Origin of the sequence: Collinsella aerofaciens (assembly GCF_039752955.1) — a bacterium.
In the GTDB taxonomy this organism is placed as follows: Bacteria; Actinomycetota; Coriobacteriia; order Coriobacteriales; family Coriobacteriaceae; genus Collinsella; species Collinsella aerofaciens_BI.
In genome coordinates this window covers 13,772-32,982 of record NZ_JBDMHB010000002.1, presented here as the reverse complement: position 1 = coordinate 32,982, position 19,211 = coordinate 13,772, and the positions used below count along the sequence as shown (strand labels likewise).

The window sequence follows — 19,211 nt, the reverse complement described above, 5'->3', positions numbered from 1 at the left end:
GGTGTCTCTATCCCTACGAGCGCAGTGTAATTTTGTCTCGCAGCGACTTGAGATCCTCGGTGACGGTTCTGTCTTCTTGGATCATCTTCTGGACTTTTTTGTAGCTCGTGCTGACGGTCGAGTGGTTGCGGTTGCCAAATTCGGCGCCCACCGCCGTGGTCGTCATCTCGCACATCTCAATCGCCAGATAGATGGCTATGTGACGTGCCTTGGCGATATTGGCGTTGCGGCGCGGACCGATGAGCTCCTCGTGCGTTACGCCGTACTGCTCCTCGATGACGGACTGGACCGTCTGAACGTTGATTTTCTTGGCCGACGTGTCGAAGTACTGGCTGGCGATCGTGTCGATATCATCGAAGGTGAGCTCCCCGCCCTCGCGTTCGCGGTCGCCCGCTTCGCCGGCGCAGCGCTCACAGAAGCTCTCGAGCTCGCGGATGTTGGTGCCCGAGACCTCGGCCATGTGCTTAAAGTGCTCGTCGGTCAGGTGTCCGCCGTCGCCCCCGTAGGCCGCCAGTAGCGAATCGTCGCCCGCCTCGGGCGCGGCGGCGATGGTGTTCTCGTAATAGCGCTGCAAGATCTTGTATTTCATCTCGTAGCTGGGCTCTGCGACCAAGCAGAGCATGCCGGCATTAAAGCGGCTGGTCAGGCGTTCGTCCATGCTCAAGTCTTTGGGTGCGCGATCGGCTGCGATCACGACCTTTTTGTTGTTGCGGATGAACTCGTCCATAAGCTGGAAAAAGTAGTCCACGCTCGCGCGCTTGCCGATAATGTTTTGGATGTCGTCGATGATGAGCACGTCCACGCCGTGGTATGCCTGCATGATGGGAGCGTTGCTCTTCTTTTGGCGGTCGAACTCGGTCATCAGGTCGTCCAGGTACGCCTGGGAATTGGCGTACTTGACCTTGATCTCGGGAGATTTCTCGGCGAGCTCATTTTTGATGGCGAGCAGCAGGTGGGTTTTACCCAGCCCCGATTTGCCGTAGATGAACAGTGACGTGCACGTGCCGCGCTCGTCCGCCAGGGCGGCAAACTTGAGTGCCGAGCGATAGGCGTGGCTGTTCTCGGGCCCGTAGACAAAGTTCTCAAAGGTGAATTTTGAGTTTGCGGCGAGCGGGGCACCGTCTGTGTTCTGCTCCGCCGGCGCTGCCGGCGCCGCCGTGGGCGAAGCGGGGGCCGCAGCGTGTGTGGTCTTTGCCGGAGCGCCGCCCTTCATCTGGTTCATCATACGGCGGAAGTCATCGGCCGAAAGCGTGTTCTTGATCGCAATGCCCGAGTCCTCGCCCGGCGTCGTGTCGTGGGCGATGGGCATGTGCGTGACGGGTGCGGGCGTTGATGTCACCGGCATCGACGGTGCCGCGGGCGCCTGCTGCACCTCTCCCATGGTTTCACGGGAAACATCGCCGGCCCTGGGCACCGGTACCGTTGCGGCGGCTGCGGCCGCTACCAGGGGAGCGGCCGCAGCCGCCGCGGCAGCGGAATCCGCCGCGGCGCCCTGTGGTGCCACGATGTCGAGTGCGATCGGCGCAAAGGCGATTTCCTCTAGATAGGCCTCGATCGTCGGTTGATGCTTTTTGAGCTGCGCGATGGCAAAGCGCGAAGGGGCCTCGATCGTGAGCGTGTCTTCGGTCAGGCTCACAGCGCGCGATTGCCCCAACATGTTGATGAGGCGTGCATCTTGGCCATCGCGCTGGCAAAAGGCGATGGCATCCCCCAGGATGATGCTTGCTTCCTCGTCCACGGTCTCTCCCGTCCTTTAGCTCTGAGCTCGCACGCGAGCTGCGCCGAGTTCGGTCAGATGGTATTTTTGGCCATGCTTGATGACCAAGCCGGCCTGCGCCAAATCATTGAGCGTTCGCGACCAGGTGGGGGCCGAATTTCCAAACGCCCTCGCCAGATCGGTCGCGCCGCACGCCTGATTTTGCGCCAGATAGCCTAGCGCGGCGTTGCCGCGGTCGCTTACGAACACGTCCGGCTGTGGCTGTGCATACTGATTTGCCGCATTAGGATACATCATTTGAGCTGCTGGTTGTTGAGAACTCTGCATGGGTGGCATCTGCTGTTGAAAACTTTGCGGCCACTGTTGGTAAGGCTGCGCCGGTGCCTGCTGTGCCCAGGGGTTGTACTGTTGCTGGGGCATCTGCTGGTACGGCTGCTGGTATCCCTGCGGGTACTGTTGCGGATACTGCTGGGCGTACCCGTGCCCCTGCTGCGGTACTTGTTGATATGGATACCCTTGCGGGTACGGCTGATAACCCATTTGCTGGCCGCCCGGCATGCCTGTCGATTGTTGGACGGCGACATCCTGGTCTGTCGGAGGCATTCCCTCTGGAGTGTTTGGAGGCACCGGCATCGACATCGCCTGGAACCCCTGCGCGGGGAGCATCCCAGACTGCTGCATCTGTGCCATGGGCGGCTGTGTAAAAGCTCCCGGCAGGGGATAGACTGTCTGCTCGGTCTCGGGGCGCACGGCGGCACCGCGTCCGCCGGCACGCTCGATTTCCTGCACGCGCTTGGGGTTCAGGCTCACGGTCACCACGGTGCCGTTGCCCATGTTGTCTTCGATGGAGACGGCGCCGCCGGCTTTTTCCAGGTACTCCTGTACCATGGGAAACCCCGCCCCGGTTCCGCGGATATACCGCTTCATCTTGCTGTTTGCGCTGGTCACGCCAAAGTCGAAGGCGCGTTCCTTGTCATCGATGCCCGGCCCCTGATCGGCAAAGCGAATCGTGTCTCCGCCGTCCAGGATCGAGATGATGGGCTCTGCAAAGTGGGCGTGGATAAAGTTTTCGACAATCTCGCGGATGACCATGAGCGAGATGTGGCCGCCCTGTTCCTTCATGCATTGGTAGACGGTGTTGGTCGTCTCTTCCAGATACGTGCGGACGTCTTGCGGCTCGATGACAATCACGCGCGGGGTCGATAGCATGTCGTCGTATACCGCTATGCGCGCCGCATACATCGCTGCAGGCGCTTTTACTGCGGTCTGTTCGTCCTCGTCGCGCTCTTCGCGTACGCCGGTGATGTGCTCGTTGTCGGGTGCCGGATCTCCGGAGTCGACCATGGTGTAAAAGTCGTCAGACATGCCGCTCGCAATCTTTCAAAAGGTTTCGAACAGATAGTAGCTCACCGTGCAATGTTTCTCATCTTTCGACAACTTTTCAAAACCTGTTGAAAACTTTGGAAATCGGACGAAAAGTTCTCAACATTGCCAACATGACCTGTTGAAAACTCGATGAAATATCGTGAAAAGTTGCCAACTGTCTCAAATACCGAATCTGCTTATGGGGGAACCGTGTACTCTTTGCAACCTTTTACCTTTGATTTCTTGACATTTGAACATTGATTTCCCTACAATCTTCAAGCTCACGTGTCTATATCTGCGTCCGCGTCCCCGCGGACACTCGAAATGCAGCAGGAGGAACTTAAGATGAAGCGTACGTATCAGCCTAATAAGCGTAAGCGTGCCAAGACCCATGGCTTCCGTGCCCGTATGGCCACTAAGGGTGGTCGTGCCGTGCTCGCCCGTCGTCGCGCCAAGGGCCGCAAGCGTCTCACTGTCTAGCAGCGATACACACATCTCGCATGAAGACTATTAAGTCTCGGCAAGATTTCGAGCATGTGTTCAGTCAGGGGCGTCGTTTCAATCATCCTCTGATTCGAATGACCATATGTGAATCGGTTGGCGAAGGCGACTCCGGAAGGGTCGCCTTCGTTGGTGCTAAACGGCTCGGTTGTGCGGTCGTGCGCAACCGTTCTAAGCGTGTGATGCGCGAGGCCGCCCGCAGCTGCGGATTTCCCGTTGCGGGTTATGACATCATCTTGTTCGCAACTCCCAAGACGAGGGTTTCCTCGCCGCAGGAGATGGACAAGGCGTTGCGTTCGCTTATGAAACGCGCCGGCGTTGCCGGGGAGGAGCGATGAGCAATCACGTCTTGCGGCGTGTTGCCATCGCTCCTATTCGCATATATCAACAGGTTATTTCGCCCTTATTGCCTGACGCCTGCATTTATTATCCAACGTGTTCGCAATACGCCGTTCAGGCGATTGAGAAATACGGTGTTTTGAGAGGCTGCTGGCTTGCCGTGAGGCGCATCGCTCGCTGCAATCCCCTGCACGTCGGCGGTTATGACCCTGTGCCCTAGCGGGCACTCGCTATCGGAGGAAAACTTACATGTGGGATTGGATCGTTAACATCCTTTTTGAGCTGCTCAAGCTCATCCAGACCTTTGCGGTCGACTGGGGCCTGTCCATCATCGTCCTGGTGGTCATTATCCGTCTGCTGCTGACGCCGCTTATGCTCAAGTCGACCAAGTCGACGGCCCGCATGCAGGTGCTGCAGCCCAAGATGCTCGAGATCCAGGAGCGCTATGCAGACGATCCCCAGCGTCAGGCCGAGGAGATGCAGAAGTTCTACAGCGAGAACAAGTTCAACCCCATGGCTGGTTGTCTGCCGCTGCTGATCCAGATGCCTATCCTGTTCGCCCTGTTCACGTTGCTGCGCAATCTGCCGCAGTACTTTGACGAGGGCACGTTCTCGTTCTTCAACATTCTGCCCGACCTGACCACGACGCCGAGCGCTTCCTTTGCCGATGGCTTTATGGTTGCACTGCCTGCGCTGGTCTGCCTGATCCTGTTTGCCGTCCTGACCCTGATTCCGCAGCTGTATATGTCTCGCAATCAGACTGGTCAGCAGGCCCAGAGTATGCGCATGATGGCCGTTGTTATGACCGTCATGATGCTCTGGATGGGCTGGAGCCTGCCCGTCGGCGTCCTGCTCTATTACGATGTATCTTATGCTTGGCAGGTTATCCAGCAGATCTTCGTGACGCAGAAGGTTATCGACAAGGCCAAGGCCGATGAGGAGGAGCGTCTTAAGAACGCCCCGCTGCAGGTCGAGGTCACGCGCCGCGAGAAGAAGCCGCGTCCGCACAAGAAGAAGTAGTCGGGATATCAATCTTATTTAGGTACCTAACTTTTGGAGTACGTTATGTCTGAAGAGATCATCGAGGATATGCTTGAGGAGGTTGCCCCGCAGGTTGCGGGCGATTATCCCGAGATTGCACAGCGCTACAAGGCTGGTGAAGAGCTGACTGATGAGGAGCTTGACACCATTGCCGATGTTGCGATTTCTATTCTGCGTTCCATCCTTTCGCACTTCGATGCCGCCAACTCTCCTATCGATGAGTATGAGGGCGATGAGGGCGAGCTGATTCTGGACGTAACGGCTCCTGACCTTGCTGTTCTCATTGGTCGTCACGGTCGTACGCTTGATGCCCTTCAGGTCATGTTCTCGCTTCTGGTGAGCCGTAAACTTGGCTTTAGGTATCCCGTTGTGGTGGACGTTGAGGGCTACAAGAGCCGCCGTCAAGACAAGGTCGCATCCATGGCTCAGTCTGCTGCCGAGCGTGCTATTCGCACTCATAAGAGTGTTTCGCTTCCGCCTATGAATGCCTATGAGCGTCGACTGGTTCATATTGCACTTCGTGGCAACGATGCGGTCGATACCCATTCTGAGGGCTCTGACCCCGATCGTCACGTAGTGATTGTTGCTCGATAATCTGCTTGAGCTTATGCTAAGGGGACGTGGTTTCCACGTCCCCTTTTTTTGTCAAAAGTTCTCGATACACTGATTTTTGTCAGAAAGGAGTCGTCTTGTTTGTGTTGACTGATGAGCAAGCAAACCAGATGCTTAGCCGTCTTGCTTCGTATTGCAAAGACTATTCATTGAAGGTTTCCGATGACGAGCTTCGGGCCTGTATTCAGCACCTGGATCTTGTATTGGAGACCAATAAGGCTACTAATCTTACGCGCATTCTGAATGTTGACGATGCTGCAGTTCTTCACATTCTGGACTCACTTGTATTACTTCCTTATATCAATAAGGCCCCTGAGGGTGCGCTGCTTGATATGGGTACTGGTGCTGGTTTCCCTGGTATTCCTCTGACTATTGCCAGTGGCCGTAAGGCAACCTATATCGATTCAGTTGGTAAGAAAGTTGATGCAGTTAACTCTTTTGTTAAGAGCCTTGGCCTGAAGCACGCCCATGCTGTTCATGATCGTCTAGAAGAATATGCACGTTCTCATAAGAAGCAATTTGCTGTTGTTACTGCTCGTGCACTTGCTCCGTTCCCGGTTCTTGTTGAATATGCTTCTCCTTATTTGAAAGACGGTGGACTCTTTGTCATTACTAAGGGCAATCCCACAGATGAAGAGCTTGATTCTGGAGAGGCTGCTTCTAAGATCTGCGGCTTTACAGCGCTTTTCACCGATGAATTAGATTTGCCTGATGGCTTAGGGCATCGTGAGTTCATCATTCTTAAGAAGTCTCGTCCAGCATCCGTTACTCTTCCGCGTGCTAATGGCATGGCGAAGAAGAATCCGCTTGCTTAGATGTTTCACGTGAAACATAATGGATAGTGTCGACTCAAAATGTTTCACGTGAAACATCGTAGTTGATAACAAATCGGAATGTTTCACGTGAAACATCCTCCGTTTAACGGCATTAATACACACCAGGAGGGACCGTGGGATTTCGCGACGTTAAGCGTTCCAAGAGCGCAAAAAACACGCGTATCATTGCAATCATCAACCAAAAAGGCGGTGTTGGTAAGTCGACGACGGCTGTAAATCTTGCCGCAGCACTGGGTGAACAAGGTCGGAAGACGCTCATTGTCGATTTTGACCCGCAAGGTAATAGCACGAGTGGTTTTGGAATCGAAAAAGAAGACCTTGATCACTGTATTTATGATGCATTGTTGAATGACGTGCCTGCAGAATCGCTCGTTCTTGATACGAACTGTAAAAAGGTGTTCGTTATTCCGGCAACAATTCAGCTTGCAGGCGCAGAAATTGAGCTTGTGAGTGCAATTGCACGCGAAACACGTCTAAAAGATCTGCTTGAGCCGATTCAGGACGAGTTCGATTTTATTTTCATTGACTGTCCTCCTTCGCTCGGCCTGCTTACTATCAACGCCTTGACCGCAGCGGATAGCGTTTTGATTCCGATCCAGTGCGAGTATTACGCACTCGAGGGCGTTACGAAGCTGCTTGAGTCTATGAAGATGGTTAAATCACGTCTTAACAAGGGCTTAGACACCTATGGTGTGCTTATGACCATGTATGACTCGCGTACTTCACTATCGAATCAGGTTGTTGAGGAGGTTCAATCGTACTTTGGCGACAAAGCATTTAAAACATTGATTCCTCGTACAGTTAAAATCTCCGAAGCTCCGTCTTTTGGTGAGCCTGTAATTACCTATGCACCCCAAAATAAGGGTGCAAAAGCATATATGAACCTTGCAAAAGAGGTGATCAAGCGTGCCTAGTGTGAAGAAGCGCGGTGGATTAGGCCGTGGACTAAACGCGCTCGTGTCTGAAGCTGAATATGAGACCGGTGGTTCTGCAGCTTCAGCTTCAAATGCTGCAGCAGAAACGAAGCTTCCGATTGAAGATATCGTTCCAAACCCGAATCAGCCACGTATTCACTTCAATGAAACTGAACTCAGGGAGTTGTCCGAGTCAATTCAGGAACACGGTGTTTTGCAACCGCTGTTGGTTCGCAAACATGGTAACGGTTATGAGATCATTGCCGGTGAACGCCGTTATCAGGCGTCGAAACTTGCTGGTCTTGAAGAACTGCCCGTCATCATTAAAGATGTTAATGATGAAGAGATGCTTGCCCTGGCGCTTATCGAGAATCTTCAACGTTCCGATTTGAATCCTGTTGAAGAGGCAAAGGGGTATCGCCAGCTTATCGATGCAAGTGGTATGACGCAGGAAGCCCTGTCAAAGGCTGTCAGTAAGTCGCGCTCTGCAATCACCAATTCCCTCCGTCTTCTAGATCTTCCTGACGTTGTTCAGCAGATGATTTTTGAAGGAAAGCTTACCGCTGGCCATGCTAGGGCGATTCTGGCTGTTCCCTACGAAGATGCTCGGATTCGACTTGCCGAGAAGGTGGTTGCAGAAGGTCTTTCGGTACGTGCGACAGAAAATCTTGCTCCATTGTTTTCTGCCGGAGAGACGCCGAAGACACCCAGACCCGCAACGCCTCAGTCGTTTAAGAAGGCTGCTCGTGTTCTTCGTCAGGTTTTCAATACCAACGTGCGAGTGAAGAGCTCCCGCGGTAAGAATAAGATTGAGATTGAATTCAAAGACGAAGAAGAGCTTTCCCGCATTCTTGGCGAAATGATTCAATTTGGTCAGGAGGATCAGGATGAAGAATAAGTTCCTCACAGCGATTGCTTTGGTAACCACCGTCGCCGCTGGTGCCTTTGCCGGATATAAGATCGCGACAGACGAGGAGTTGCGAGGTCGACTGCTTCGTGGAGCGCAGGATATTGTCGACACATCTAAGAAGAAAATGGATATAATGACGGAAGATGTCGCTATGCGAACCGCTCAGGTAACTAAGAATCCCAAGATTAATCAGGATTGGGTTAATCATCAATGGGAGAACGTTGGTTATTAGGTACCTAACAATTACTCAGCAATTCTAAAGGGGTCCTTGTCTGATACTTAAGACAAGGACCCCTTATTTCGACTCAAAATTGTTTAATAAGTTTGAGTGTCTAAGTTCTTTGGATATAAATGAAACGGCCTCGATTGCAATTTCTGCAATCGAGGCCGTCGATGTTTCACATGAAACGCTGTCGGGTGTCTCCCCTACGCGTTCTTTTGAACTTTGAATCGCTGCTTCAGCTGACCGCAGGCAGCGTCAATGTCGTTGCCACGTGAATTGCGGATCGTGGTCTCAATACCGCGGGACTCAAGGCGACGCTGAAGATCTTCGACCTTGTGGATCGGAGACGGCTTGAGCGGGCTGCCCTCAATGTCGTTGAGCTGAATCAGATTGACGTGGCACAGCGTTCCCTCGCAGAAGTCGCAAAGTGCCTGCATCTCAGGATTAGTATCGTTGACGCCTTCAATCATTGCGTATTCGTAGGTCGGGCGGCGTCCGGTCTTCTCGGTGTAAAGCTGCAGGGCCTCGTGAAGGCGCAGCAACGTGTATTTCCTAACGCCGGGCATAAGCTTGTTGCGCGTAGACTGGATAGCGGAGTGCAGCGAGATGGCGAGCGTAAACTGTTCGGGAATGTCGGCGAACTTGCGAATGCCGGGAATAACGCCGCTGGTGGACACGGTAAGGTGGCGTGCACCAATACCGATACCGTCGGGATCGTTAAGAATGCGAAGGGCCTTAAGCACCTCATCATAGTTGGCGAAGGGCTCGCCCTGGCCCATAAAGACGACGCTCGTCGCGCGCTCGCCAAAATCGTTAGAAACATGGAGCACCTGGTCGACGATTTCCTGTGCGGTCAGCGAGCGTTTAAGGCCGTTGAGGCCGGTGGCGCAAAAGGCGCAGCCCATGCCACAGCCGGCCTGGGTGGAAACGCAGACGGACAGCTTGTTGCGGCGCGGCATACCAACCGTCTCAACGGAAATGCCGTCGTGATACTCGAGAAGATACTTGCGAGAGCCGTCCTTGGAAGCCTGCTTGGTGAGCTCTGTCGGCGTATCGAAGGCAAAGGCGTCTTTAAGCTGCTCACGGAAAGCCTTGGGTAGATTGGTCATATCATCAAACGAACAAACGTTCTTCTCAAAGACCCATTCGACGAGCTGCTTTGCGCGGAAGGCGGGCTGGCCAAGTTCGGCAACAAGCTCGCGGATATCGTTTTGGCTCAAGTCGCGAATGTCCTGAGATTTAGTCCTGGGATTCATGGAAGCCTTTCGATTTTGGGGAAACGTAGAGGGTATCGCTACAATATGGTATCAGCTGCAGAAATTATAGAGGAGGAGTCTGCCCATGCCGGGTAAAAGCCTAGAGAACATGCACGTAGCGGTCTTGGCGGGTGGTCATTCCGCTGAGCGTGAGATTTCGCTCAATTCGGGAAAGAACGTCGTGGCGGCCCTGAAGGAGGCCGGCTACACCTCGGTTGAACTGCTGGACACGGCTGCCGATAACTTTATGGTGACCATGGCAACCAGCGGCTTTGACGTGGCGTTTATCGCCATGCACGGAGCAGGCGGCGAGGACGGTGCCATGCAGGGCGCCATGGAGACCTTGGGTATCCCCTACACGGCCTCGGGCGTGCTTGCGAGCGCCTGTGGTGCCGATAAGGAGGTCTCGAAGCTCCTGTACGCCAAGGCAGGAATCCCCATTGCCCCTGGTCTGGCACTCGAGACGGGCGACGAAGTCGATATCGATCGCATCGTCGAGATTTGTGGCGAGCGCTGCTTTGTGAAGCCCGCCGTCAACGGTTCGAGCTATGGCATCTCCCTGGTTCACGAGCCTTCCGAGCTGCCCGCCGCCATCGCCAAGGCCTTTGAGTACGGCGATAAGGTGCTGGTCGAGAAGTGCATCGAGGGAACCGAGATCACGGTGGGCGTGTATGGCGAGGATGAAGTTCGCGCCCTGCCGATCGTGGAGATCCGCAAGCCCGAGGACTGCGAATTCTACGATCTGGACGTTAAGTACGTCGACCCCACGGATATCCATCGCATTCCGGCTCAGATTTCGCCCGAGAACTACGCTCGCGCCCAGGAACTTGCCTGTGCTGCCCACAAGGCCCTCGGTTGCCTGGGCATCTCGCGCAGCGACTTTATCGTGAGTGAGGACGGCCCCGTTATCCTCGAGACCAATACGATTCCGGGTATGACCGATACGTCGCTGTATCCGGATGAGATTCGCCATACGGACGATATGACGTTCCCGCAGGTCTGTGACAGCCTGATTCGCATGGGCCTTCGCCGAGCGGGCATTGCATGCTAATCAAGGACGCCGTATCTCCTGGAACGCCGCAGTTTGTCATCGATTCCTATGCCACGCTTGCCGAGCGTGCCAAGACGCAGTCGTTCGGGCTTATCGAGGAGGATGTCATCGTCCTCGACACCGAGACCACGGGTCTTTCGGTGCAAGACAATGAGCTGATTGAGATTTCCGCGGCCCGACTCTCGGGCCGTGAGGTCGTTGACCGCTTCGATACCTTTGTGCATCCCAAGCAGTTGATTCCCGCCGAGATTACCGAGCTCACGAGCATTACGAACGCCGATGTGGCTGACGCTCCGTCGGCCGTCGACGCCGTGGCTGCTCTCGCCGATTTTGTCGGCGGTTGCCCAGTCATCGCTCATAACGCCACCTTCGACCGCTCGTTTATCGAGTCGGTCAAGGGCGGAGTTAACGTCAGCGATATTTGGATCGATTCATTGGCGCTGTCTCGCATCGCACTGCCGCGCCTGGCGTCGCACAAGTTGTCCTTTATGGCCGACCTGTTCGGCTGTGACTCGGTGTCGCATCGTGCGAATGCCGATGTCGACGCTCTGTGTGGGGTGTGGCGCGTGCTGCTCGTGGCGCTCACCGACCTGCCTCAGGGTCTTATGACGCGCTTGGCCGATATGCATCCCGATGTGCCTTGGTCTTATCGTCCCATCTTCTCGTTTTTGGCGGGTCAGAACCCGGGCTCCATCTTCTCACTCAGCGCCGCACGCGCCGACGTTCTCAAGGCCGACCGTGCCGACGATCGCGTGGATGCCGACGAACTGCCGGTCCTCAAGATGCCGAGCCGCGAAGAAATCGAGGCGGATTATGCTCCGGGTGGCCTGGTCAATCGCATGTATCCCACCTACGAGCCGCGTGATGAGCAGATTGCGATGGCACTCGAGGTCCGCGATGCGCTCGTCACGGGTACGCACCGTGTAATCGAGGCGGGTACGGGCGTCGGTAAGTCGATGGCCTATCTGGTGCCTTTTGCCGAGGCTGCACGCCGTAACAACATTACCGTTGGCATTGCGACCAAATCGAATAATCTCGCCGACCAACTCATGTACCATGAGCTGCCAAAACTTGCCGAACAACTGGACGCCGGCCTGTCATTTTGCGCCCTCAAGGGCTATGACCACTATCCGTGCCTGCGCAAGCTCGAGCGCATGAGTCGCGGCCAGGTCGAGATCACCACCAAGCGCGATCCGGCTGACACGCTCACGGCAGTTGCGGTCATCATGGCGTACGTGTGCCAGTCGGCAGACGGCGACCTCGATTCGCTTGGCATTCGCTGGCGTAGCGTCAATCGTCCCGACTTTACGACGGCCTCGCGCGAGTGTGCCCGTCGCCTATGCCCGTTCTTCCCCGACAAATGTCTGGTTCACGGCGCGCGTCGCCGTGCGGCGCATGCCGACGTGGTGGTCACCAACCACTCGCTGTTGTTCCGCAATGTCGCTGCCGAGGGTAGGATTTTGCCCCCGATTCGCCATTGGGTAGTCGACGAGGCCCATTCCATCGAGCGCGAGGCTCGCCGCCAGTGGGCGCGCGTGGTCTCGGCCGATGAGTCACGCGTTCTGTTTGAGCGCCTGGGCGGTTCGAGCTCCGGTGCGCTGAGCCAGGTTTCCCGTGATTTGGCGACTTCTGAGGGCTCCACGCTCTATCTTGGCCTAACCGCCAAGGCGACATCCACCGTCGCCCGTGCGAGCATGGCAATCGCCGACGTGTTCGATGGCGTTCGTGAGCTCGGCCGCCGTGCCCGTGGGGGTTATGACAATGCCAATCTATGGATTGGCCCCGAGCTGCGCGAATCGGACGACTGGCATGATTTTATGCAGTCGGCGCATGCCGCCATCGACGCACTGGAGCAAGCGGACAAGAGTGTCGATGCGCTGGTGCAAGCCGTCGCCGGCGATAAGCCCGAGATCGTTATCGACCTGAGTGATATCTCGCATCGTCTGCACGAACTAACGGAGAACCTCAAACTCATCATCGATGGTACCGATGAGCACTACGTGTACTCGCTGCAGGTTAACCGCAGACTGCGTGCCGGCGGCGAGTCAATGACCGCAGAGCGCATCGACATTGGCGAGGCCTTGGCAACCGAGTGGCTGCCTGAGGTCCACACGGCTATCTTTGCCTCGGCGACCATGACGGTGTCTAAGAGCTTTGAGCACTTTAACCACGCTGTCGGACTCGACCGTATCGGTGCTTCGACGTCCTCGTCGCTGCATCTGGATTCGAGCTATGACTTCGACTCAAATATGGCCGTGGTCGTTGCCGGGGATATTCCCGACCCGCGCGATCGCGAGGGCTATCTGTCGGCACTCGAGCGCGTACTGGTCGACGCCCATCTTGCCATGGGTGGATCGGTGCTCACGCTGTTCACCAACAGACGTGACATGGAGGATCTGTTCGCCCGTGTGGAGCCCAAACTGGCCCGTGCAGGCCTGGAGCTTAACTGCCAGCAGCGAAATTCGTCCCCGCGCCGTCTGCGGGACCGTTTTATCAACGAGCCGACCTCGTCGCTCTTTGCGCTCAAGGCCTTCTGGGAGGGGTTTGATGCCAGCGGCGAGACGCTGCGCTGCGTCATCATCCCCAAGTTGCCGTTCTCGAGCCCCACGGACCCGCTCTCGTGCGAGCGTAATCTGCGTGAAGATCGCGCCTGGGCACGCTATTCGCTGCCCGAGGCTGTGCTCGAGGTCAAACAAGCCGCCGGCCGCCTCATTCGCTCGTCGACCGATTGTGGCGTGCTCATCTTGGCCGACCCACGCCTAGTGACGAAGGGCTATGGCAAGAAGTTTTTAACTTCGCTGCCCACGAGTTCCTATCAGCGCATTGAATCGGCGCAGATCGGTCACTATCTGCAGTTGTGGCGTGCACGCCACGAGCGGCGCCGCTAGAGCGGGCAGACTAAGGTCTTCGCCATATCGCATAGACGCTTTGACAGAGCGGGGTCATCCAGAATGTGGATGGCTCCGCCCGCTGCTATTACCTGGCTGAGCAGCCAACGCTCGGAGCCGTAACGCACGATCACTGTTGCCGCACCTGCCCCGTTTGGCTCGATCGACATAATACCTGCCCAGTCTAGACGCTCTGCCATGTCGAGCGGCATGAGGAGCTTTGCGCTCTGCTCCGCTTGGGAGAGGGAGTCGTGAAGGGATGCGGTCGAAGGCGCGTGGCGCTCGACGGAATCCTCGGTGAGGGAAAGACCTTCGATTTTGTCCATGCGGTAGGAACGTTGCCCATCAACCTCGATGTCCCAGGCAATCAGGTAGGTCTGATCGCCATGCGTCGCGATGCGCAAGGGGTCGATGAGGCGCTCGCGCGGCTGTGCATCGTCCATCGAACGATAAGTAATGCGGCAACGAACGCCGTCCTGAATAGCGCTGCTGAGCTGCTGCCAGTGCGATCCGCGGACAACAGTGTCGACGACGCGCTGATTGTAGCCGAGCTCTTCGGGAAGGAGAGCATGTCGAATCCGAGCCGCCGCCTGGGGCTCGATCCCCAACGATTCAAGTTCGTGGTTGAGCACAGCGCCCTCGGCTGCACTCAAGCGCAACGGTAGCACACGCCCGGCGTCACCAGTGAGGACCACACGCTCGCCGTGGCATTCGCAGATGATGCGCGCACCAGATTCTCGGTCCGCGAGCGTCGAGACGATCTCGAGAATCTCGTCGAGCGATACTCCCGTGATGTCAAAGCGGCCGCAAATCTCGGTTCGTGTCATGCCGCTCTCGCCGGCGGCGTAGAGGGCCTCCATGATGTCGATGGCGCGCGAGAGTCTCTGCTCGCTGGTGAGTTTACGCACGGGCATACTCGTGCACCGTCCTTTCAATGAGGTGGTTCCACGCCTGCTTGAGCGATTTGGGGGCCATGGGCCTCATGCCGTCCATGGCGTGGGCCATGCAAAATGAGGCGGCGGCTTCAAGGTCGCGCACGTCAACGGTCCAGATCCATCCCGCATCGGTGTGTGTGGGCTCACCTCGCCCGCGCGTGAGGCCGTTGATCATATCGATCTGCGTCTGAGGGGCGAACGAGAACGTGGCTGCAACGGGCGGTCGGTCGGCGAAATCGAATTCAAAGAACAGATAGTCGTTGAGATTGAAGTCCGCAGGGATGGCGTAGGCCTTCGAAGGACGCCATGCGCGAACGATACGGTCGCAGCGGAATGTCCTGATGTCGTCGGTGACATTGTCGAGGCCGCAGAAGTACGCCACGCCCTCGCGTTCGAACATGCCGTAGACACAGACGGTACGTTCTTTCTGCTCGCCGCGTCCGTTCTGATATAAAAATCGCAGCGCGCATCGCTCGGCAAAGGCGCTCCATACCGCATCGACGGTGGGAGAGCGGCGGATCGGTACTTCGTCCACCGTCGTCCTGCCGGTGAGGTAGGCAATTTTGGAGCGAATATCGGCAAGCGGCGCGGCAAAGGTGGAAGAGCCGGCCGCTAGCGTCTGGTCGATGGCGTTGAGTAGGATATCGGCGTCGTCTGCGGTGATGAGGCCGCCTGCAGCAAACGTGTGCTCGCGGTCGATTGTCCACGAGCTTTCCTCGGTCTCCTGCGCACCGGCGGGGCGAACCTCCTTGATTAAGATGCCACGCTCGAGCAGTTTGTCACGATCGCGCCGAAACTTGCGCTTATCCGAGTCGATATTGCCCGAGCCATATCCCAGGTCAGAATCCAAGACGATCTGCTCGGTCGTCAGCGGTTCGGGGGAGCTGTTGAGCACAAAGAAAAGATTGAGGATGCGCTGAGCCGTTTTATCGAAACCGGGCTCCGAATTCCCCTTTTTAATTGTCGCGGTCGCGTCGCTTGCCGTCATAGAGTCCTCGCATGAGAAGGTGGTTTGCTGCCATGATTTTAGTCCGATATGGAGATTAGGCTATATCCTTGTCCGCTCGAGGCGTTAAGATGGCCCGAATTCGGTCGTTTGCGCTCGCTCGGGGTATACTTTCGACTATATACGGTTCTAATGTGCATGCATTGGGCCTATTTGTCGGATTATGGATGTGGAGCGCACATGGCGAACACCCAGAACTATATTAACCACCTGCTGCAGAACACCGGCATTACGCCGGCATGCAGCGAAGAAGAGCGCTTGGCTGCCGAGGATATCGCTCAGATCTTCCGCAACCACGGCTTTGACCCCGAGGTTCAGGAGTTCAATGCCCCGGCGCCCAGTAGATTGGCATTTGCCGTTACCGGTATTCTTGCGTTTGCCGGCGCCCTGCTGATGGGCATCGGCGGCGGTATCGGCTTGGTCGGCACCTTGCTGGCCATTGTCGGCGCCGTTCTTTACGTGCTCGAGCGCACGGGCCACCCCGTGGTTTCGCGCCTGGGCAAGACGGGCGTGAGCCAAAATGTCATCGCCTACCACAAGGCCTCGGGCCCGCTCGCGTCTCCGCGCAACCGCCCGGTGGTCGTTGTCGCACACTACGACTCTCCCCGTGCTGAGCTGCTCGCCCGCGAGCCCTATGCTTCGTATCGTGCGCTCATCGCCAAGCTGTTGCCCGTTGCCACGATTGCCCCTGCTGCCGTTGCCATCCTGCGTATCCTGCCGCTCCCCGGCGCGCTCAAGGTTCTGCTGTGGATTGTCGCGATCCTCGCTTCCCTCGTTGCACTTGCCAACGCGGCAAACATCATCTCTAACCGCCACGTTCTTCCCTATACGTCCGGCGCGGTGTGCAACAAGTCTTCTGTCGCCGCTATGCTCGGCGTTATGGACAACGTTGCTCCCTTCCAGGGCGAGAACGAGTTTCCCGACGATGTTCCGTTCGATACCTATTTTGGGGAGCAGAAACGTCGTGCCGAGGAAATGGCGCGCGCGGCGGCGGAGTATGCCGCGGCCCAGCAGCAAAACGACTACGGCAACACCATCGAGTACGAAGAGCCTACCTACGCCGAGGACGAGTTCGGTCAGCCGATTGCTCCCGACGCTCAAACCGAGCCCGAACAGGGCGAGGCTTTTGACGAGCAGATTGAGGGCTTTGAGGGTGCGTCTGCCGACGAGACGCTGATTGGCGCCATCGTGCCCGAGGATCAGAATCAGGCTGTCCAGGCCGAAGAGTTCAATGACGAGGTTCCCGCTGCTGAGCCGGCGGAGGAGCCTGCCGCGGCCGAGCCCGAGCCCAAGCTCTATCGCAACGCCGCCGGCAACATTCGCTTTGGTTCGGATGCCATCCGTGCACTCGGAATGCTTCCCGAGTCCTGCACGCTCGATTACGAGGAGGGCGAGGAGCCGACGTTTGAGCCCGAGCCTGCGCCCGTTGTCACTGCGGATGATGAGTCTGCCGCGGTTACCGCTGCCGTTGCCGAGCCCGAGGCGGTGTCCGCGATCGATCCCGCGGCAGGACTGGACATTTTGGCTCCCGCCGCGCCGGCGCAAGACGTTGCGGACGAGTCTGACGACGATTACGTTGAACAGCCGAGGCGCGTGTCTTACGAGAGCGATACTGATTTCTCTGCCGAGATTCCCGCGGCAACGCCCCATGCCGATATTGCATCCGCGTTCTCTTCGATTGGCGCCAGCGCTTCCAGCTTCTTTAAGGGTGCGCTTGCAAAGGGCAGGAAATTTGTCGACGATTTCGAGGAGAAGCGCGCTGCCGCACGCGAGGCTGCCGAGCAGGAGGCTATCGCTCAGCAGCAGGCAGCCGAGGCGGCACGTGAGCGCGCGGCGCAAGAGTTCGAGCAGAACGAGGCTATGCAGTCCGGGCCCGTCGACGCTGCCGAAGCTACGACGTCCTTTGAGTCCCAGCAACCGACGTCAGCGGATGTTGTTGAGGCAACAACGTCTTTCGAGGCTCAGCAGCACGTCGATAGCACCATGTCGTTTGATGCCGCGCAGTTCGATTCCACGATAACGTTTGAAAAGCAAGGCACCGCAATTGCCGAGCCCCTTCCTGTTTCCGATGAGCAGGGCGACGCGGCAGACGATGACGAGCCCATTGATGCTGCCGAAATCCAAGATGCCGCCGAGGACGAGTCCGTCGAGGCCAACTCTGACGAAGAGCAATACGCGGCAGCCGATCAAGGTGATTCGACCGAGGTCGAGCAGGAGGAAGTGCCTGCGGTTTCCGAGACTCCCGAGACGGATGAGTCGAGGCCTTACTCCACGCAGATTTTCACCATGCCGACCCCGAGTGGTTCCGGTGCCACGGTTGCCAATGTCGCTCCCACCCAGGACGAAACGGTCGATTCCCTTATGGCCCAGATTTCCTCCCAGGCATCGCCGCGTCCGCAGATGAATGTTCCCGATCCGGCGTCGGCACCGTCGCCTGCACCTTCCTCGTCTCCGCTGGCTTCGGTCCCCGATCCGTCGCTGCCGTCTATGAAGCAGGCAAACGTTGCGTCTCGCACGTCGCTGTTCGACCTTCCCGATCCCTCTGCCCAGGTCAACGACCCCTTTGCTACTGCCCAGGGTCCCGAACCCACATCGGCACCCGTTGCGCCTTCTATGCCCGTTGCGTCGGGCGCGCAGCCGATCGAGACCATTTCGGCTCCCGCCCCGGCGGCGCCCAAGTCTCGCAAACGCGGCCCGGGTGGCCTGTTCGGTCGTAAAAGGAAAAACGAGCAGGACAGCATGAGTGATTGGCTGGGCGTCGAAGACGATTACGATGCCAAGAAGTCCGGTCGCGGTATCGGTTCGTGGGATAACTTCGAGGACGATAACGATGGCTGGAAGGGCGGCGCTACGTCTTCCGATGGCGCTTCTTCCGAAGATATGCTCTCGGCTGTCGCCTCTATGGGCGATGATGAGCTGCTCGGTCACGATATCTGGTTTGTGGCAACGGGCGCCTCGGATTGTGATGGCGCCGGCATGAAGGCCTTCTTGGCTTCGCATCGCGATAAACTCCGCGGCGTATTCTTCATCAATCTTGAATCCGTCGGCGCCGGTAGGCTTTCGGTGGTGACGGTCGAGGGCGAACAGCAGCTGCTCAAGGGCGATCGCCGCATCATGAACCTGGTCAGCAAGGTGTGCAAGTCGTTCCATGTCGATTGTGGCGCGCTCGAGATGCCCTATGCCAAGACCGATGCCTATGCCGCGCTCGAGGCGAGCCGCCGAGCCCTCACCATCGCCGGCGTGGACGGCACGCGTCTGGCTTGCGCTCGTACCGAGGACGACCTGCCCCACAATGTCAACCCGACGAACATTGCCACGGTATCCGAGGTCGTGACCGAGGTTATCCGCCGTTCGTAGACGGAGCTCTAAGGAGTCAACGTGTTTTCGTATATTAAGCGCCATTGGCCTGTCTACGTGATTTTGACCTTGATTGCCATTGCGTTAGGATTTGGGGCTGCCTACATCGTGGGTGCAAAGGGCTCGACCCCCGCCTCCGCAATCAGCGAAGAGGTGGAGCAAGAACAGAGTACGGGTGCCGATGGGATTCCTGAGTCCGAGCAGGCAATCGTTGATGGTGGATCTTCGTCTGCAGAGTAGATACGGCGATTTACATGATT

General features: G+C 57.1%; 18 protein-coding genes. 13 read left to right on the top strand and 5 right to left on the bottom strand.

Annotated features, from left to right (window positions below; all coding sequences use genetic code 11):
• Positions 1-13 precede the first annotated feature (13 nt).
• Positions 14-1,738 (bottom strand): DnaA ATPase domain-containing protein, encoded by a 1,725-nt coding sequence (locus ABHR75_RS00810; RefSeq protein ID WP_346963403.1) that lies wholly within the window; start codon positions 1,736-1,738, stop codon positions 14-16.
• A 15-nt stretch (positions 1,739-1,753) separates the two neighbouring features.
• A complete protein-coding gene (locus ABHR75_RS00805; protein WP_346963402.1) occupies positions 1,754-3,082 on the bottom strand; it encodes an ATP-binding protein in 1,329 nt (442 codons plus the stop codon).
• A gap of 345 nt (positions 3,083-3,427) precedes the next feature.
• On the opposite strand from ABHR75_RS00805, the gene rpmH reads away from it, so the two are divergent.
• The 9 genes from rpmH to ABHR75_RS00760 all read left to right on the top strand — a co-directional run bounded on the left by rpmH (position 3,428) and on the right by ABHR75_RS00760 (position 8,467).
• Complete coding sequence (gene rpmH, locus ABHR75_RS00800; RefSeq protein WP_019127408.1) at positions 3,428-3,562, top strand: 50S ribosomal protein L34; 135 nt, start codon at positions 3,428-3,430, stop codon at positions 3,560-3,562.
• Between the two features lie 20 nt (positions 3,563-3,582).
• Positions 3,583-3,921, top strand: a complete 339-nt coding sequence (gene rnpA, locus ABHR75_RS00795) for a ribonuclease P protein component (RefSeq protein WP_006236191.1) — start codon at positions 3,583-3,585, stop codon at positions 3,919-3,921.
• The gene (gene yidD, locus ABHR75_RS00790; protein WP_022093804.1) at positions 3,918-4,142 is read left to right on the top strand and encodes a membrane protein insertion efficiency factor YidD; all 225 of its coding nucleotides are present in this window, start codon (positions 3,918-3,920) and stop codon (positions 4,140-4,142) included. Before rnpA ends, yidD begins: the two co-directional genes overlap by 4 nt.
• 29 nt (positions 4,143-4,171) lie before the next feature.
• Positions 4,172-4,942, top strand: coding sequence for a YidC/Oxa1 family membrane protein insertase (locus tag ABHR75_RS00785; RefSeq protein ID WP_346963401.1), 771 nt, complete (start codon positions 4,172-4,174; stop codon positions 4,940-4,942).
• Positions 4,943-4,987: 45 nt separating this feature from the next.
• Positions 4,988-5,557 carry a Jag family protein gene (locus ABHR75_RS00780; RefSeq protein WP_022093802.1) on the top strand — a complete coding sequence of 190 codons (570 nt, stop codon included), beginning with the start codon at positions 4,988-4,990 and terminating at the stop codon, positions 5,555-5,557.
• 101 nt (positions 5,558-5,658) lie between these two features.
• Positions 5,659-6,390, top strand: coding sequence for a 16S rRNA (guanine(527)-N(7))-methyltransferase RsmG (rsmG, locus tag ABHR75_RS00775; RefSeq protein ID WP_346963453.1), 732 nt, complete (start codon positions 5,659-5,661; stop codon positions 6,388-6,390).
• Positions 6,391-6,524: 134 nt separating this feature from the next.
• A complete protein-coding gene (locus ABHR75_RS00770) occupies positions 6,525-7,325 on the top strand; it encodes a ParA family protein (RefSeq protein WP_117746861.1) in 801 nt (266 codons plus the stop codon).
• Between the two features lie 43 nt (positions 7,326-7,368).
• Positions 7,369-8,223 (top strand): ParB/RepB/Spo0J family partition protein, encoded by an 855-nt coding sequence (locus ABHR75_RS00765; RefSeq protein WP_195622379.1) that lies wholly within the window; start codon positions 7,369-7,371, stop codon positions 8,221-8,223.
• Positions 8,213-8,467, top strand: a complete 255-nt coding sequence (locus ABHR75_RS00760; RefSeq protein WP_346963400.1) for a hypothetical protein — start codon at positions 8,213-8,215, stop codon at positions 8,465-8,467. The genes ABHR75_RS00765 and ABHR75_RS00760 overlap by 11 nt, the downstream gene beginning before the upstream one ends.
• Positions 8,468-8,661: 194 nt before the next feature.
• Here ABHR75_RS00760 and rlmN read toward each other — a convergent pair whose 3' ends face one another.
• Positions 8,662-9,714 (bottom strand): dual-specificity RNA methyltransferase RlmN, encoded by a 1,053-nt coding sequence (gene rlmN, locus ABHR75_RS00755; RefSeq protein WP_346963399.1) that lies wholly within the window; start codon positions 9,712-9,714, stop codon positions 8,662-8,664.
• A gap of 85 nt (positions 9,715-9,799) precedes the next feature.
• On the opposite strand from rlmN, the gene ABHR75_RS00750 reads away from it, so the two are divergent.
• Together ABHR75_RS00750 and ABHR75_RS00745 are read left to right on the top strand one after the other, a co-directional pair.
• Positions 9,800-10,765, top strand: coding sequence for a D-alanine--D-alanine ligase family protein (locus ABHR75_RS00750; RefSeq protein WP_346963398.1), 966 nt, complete (start codon positions 9,800-9,802; stop codon positions 10,763-10,765).
• Positions 10,759-13,653, top strand: a complete 2,895-nt coding sequence (locus ABHR75_RS00745; RefSeq protein WP_346963397.1) for a helicase C-terminal domain-containing protein — start codon at positions 10,759-10,761, stop codon at positions 13,651-13,653. Before ABHR75_RS00750 ends, ABHR75_RS00745 begins: the two co-directional genes overlap by 7 nt.
• On the opposite strand, the gene ABHR75_RS00740 is transcribed toward ABHR75_RS00745, so the two are convergent.
• Both ABHR75_RS00740 and ABHR75_RS00735 read right to left on the bottom strand, forming a co-directional pair.
• Positions 13,650-14,567, bottom strand: coding sequence for a helix-turn-helix transcriptional regulator (locus ABHR75_RS00740; RefSeq protein ID WP_346963396.1), 918 nt, complete (start codon positions 14,565-14,567; stop codon positions 13,650-13,652). The genes ABHR75_RS00745 and ABHR75_RS00740 overlap by 4 nt on opposite strands.
• Positions 14,554-15,576 (bottom strand): helix-turn-helix transcriptional regulator, encoded by a 1,023-nt coding sequence (locus tag ABHR75_RS00735; protein WP_346963395.1) that lies wholly within the window; start codon positions 15,574-15,576, stop codon positions 14,554-14,556. The genes ABHR75_RS00740 and ABHR75_RS00735 overlap by 14 nt, the downstream gene beginning before the upstream one ends.
• Positions 15,577-15,774: 198 nt before the next feature.
• Here ABHR75_RS00735 and ABHR75_RS00730 point away from each other — a divergent pair, with 198 nt between their 5' ends.
• Positions 15,775-18,951 carry a prolipoprotein diacylglyceryl transferase gene (locus tag ABHR75_RS00730; protein ID WP_346963394.1) on the top strand — a complete coding sequence of 1,059 codons (3,177 nt, stop codon included), beginning with the start codon at positions 15,775-15,777 and terminating at the stop codon, positions 18,949-18,951.
• 21 nt (positions 18,952-18,972) lie between these two features.
• Positions 18,973-19,191, top strand: coding sequence for a hypothetical protein (locus ABHR75_RS00725; protein WP_022094153.1), 219 nt, complete (start codon positions 18,973-18,975; stop codon positions 19,189-19,191).
• Positions 19,192-19,211: the final 20 nt, after the last annotated feature.

Excerpts from the sequence above, each read along its gene's own strand:
- ABHR75_RS00735 (WP_346963395.1), bottom strand. The coding sequence starts at position 15,576 with ATGACGGCAAGCGACGCGACCGCGACAATTAAAAAGGGGAATTCGGAG.
- rnpA (WP_006236191.1), top strand. The coding sequence starts at position 3,583 with ATGAAGACTATTAAGTCTCGGCAAGATTTCGAGCATGTGTTCAGTCAG.
- rlmN (WP_346963399.1), bottom strand. The coding sequence starts at position 9,714 with ATGAATCCCAGGACTAAATCTCAGGACATTCGCGACTTGAGCCAAAAC.
- ABHR75_RS00745 (WP_346963397.1), top strand. The coding sequence starts at position 10,759 with ATGCTAATCAAGGACGCCGTATCTCCTGGAACGCCGCAGTTTGTCATC.
- yidD (WP_022093804.1), top strand. The coding sequence starts at position 3,918 with ATGAGCAATCACGTCTTGCGGCGTGTTGCCATCGCTCCTATTCGCATA.
- rpmH (WP_019127408.1), top strand. The coding sequence starts at position 3,428 with ATGAAGCGTACGTATCAGCCTAATAAGCGTAAGCGTGCCAAGACCCAT.
- ABHR75_RS00785 (WP_346963401.1), top strand. The coding sequence starts at position 4,172 with ATGTGGGATTGGATCGTTAACATCCTTTTTGAGCTGCTCAAGCTCATC.
- ABHR75_RS00730 (WP_346963394.1), top strand. The coding sequence starts at position 15,775 with ATGGCGAACACCCAGAACTATATTAACCACCTGCTGCAGAACACCGGC.
- ABHR75_RS00760 (WP_346963400.1), top strand. The coding sequence starts at position 8,213 with ATGAAGAATAAGTTCCTCACAGCGATTGCTTTGGTAACCACCGTCGCC.
- ABHR75_RS00780 (WP_022093802.1), top strand. The coding sequence starts at position 4,988 with ATGTCTGAAGAGATCATCGAGGATATGCTTGAGGAGGTTGCCCCGCAG.
- ABHR75_RS00740 (WP_346963396.1), bottom strand. The coding sequence starts at position 14,567 with ATGCCCGTGCGTAAACTCACCAGCGAGCAGAGACTCTCGCGCGCCATC.
- ABHR75_RS00750 (WP_346963398.1), top strand. The coding sequence starts at position 9,800 with ATGCCGGGTAAAAGCCTAGAGAACATGCACGTAGCGGTCTTGGCGGGT.
- ABHR75_RS00805 (WP_346963402.1), bottom strand. The coding sequence starts at position 3,082 with ATGTCTGACGACTTTTACACCATGGTCGACTCCGGAGATCCGGCACCC.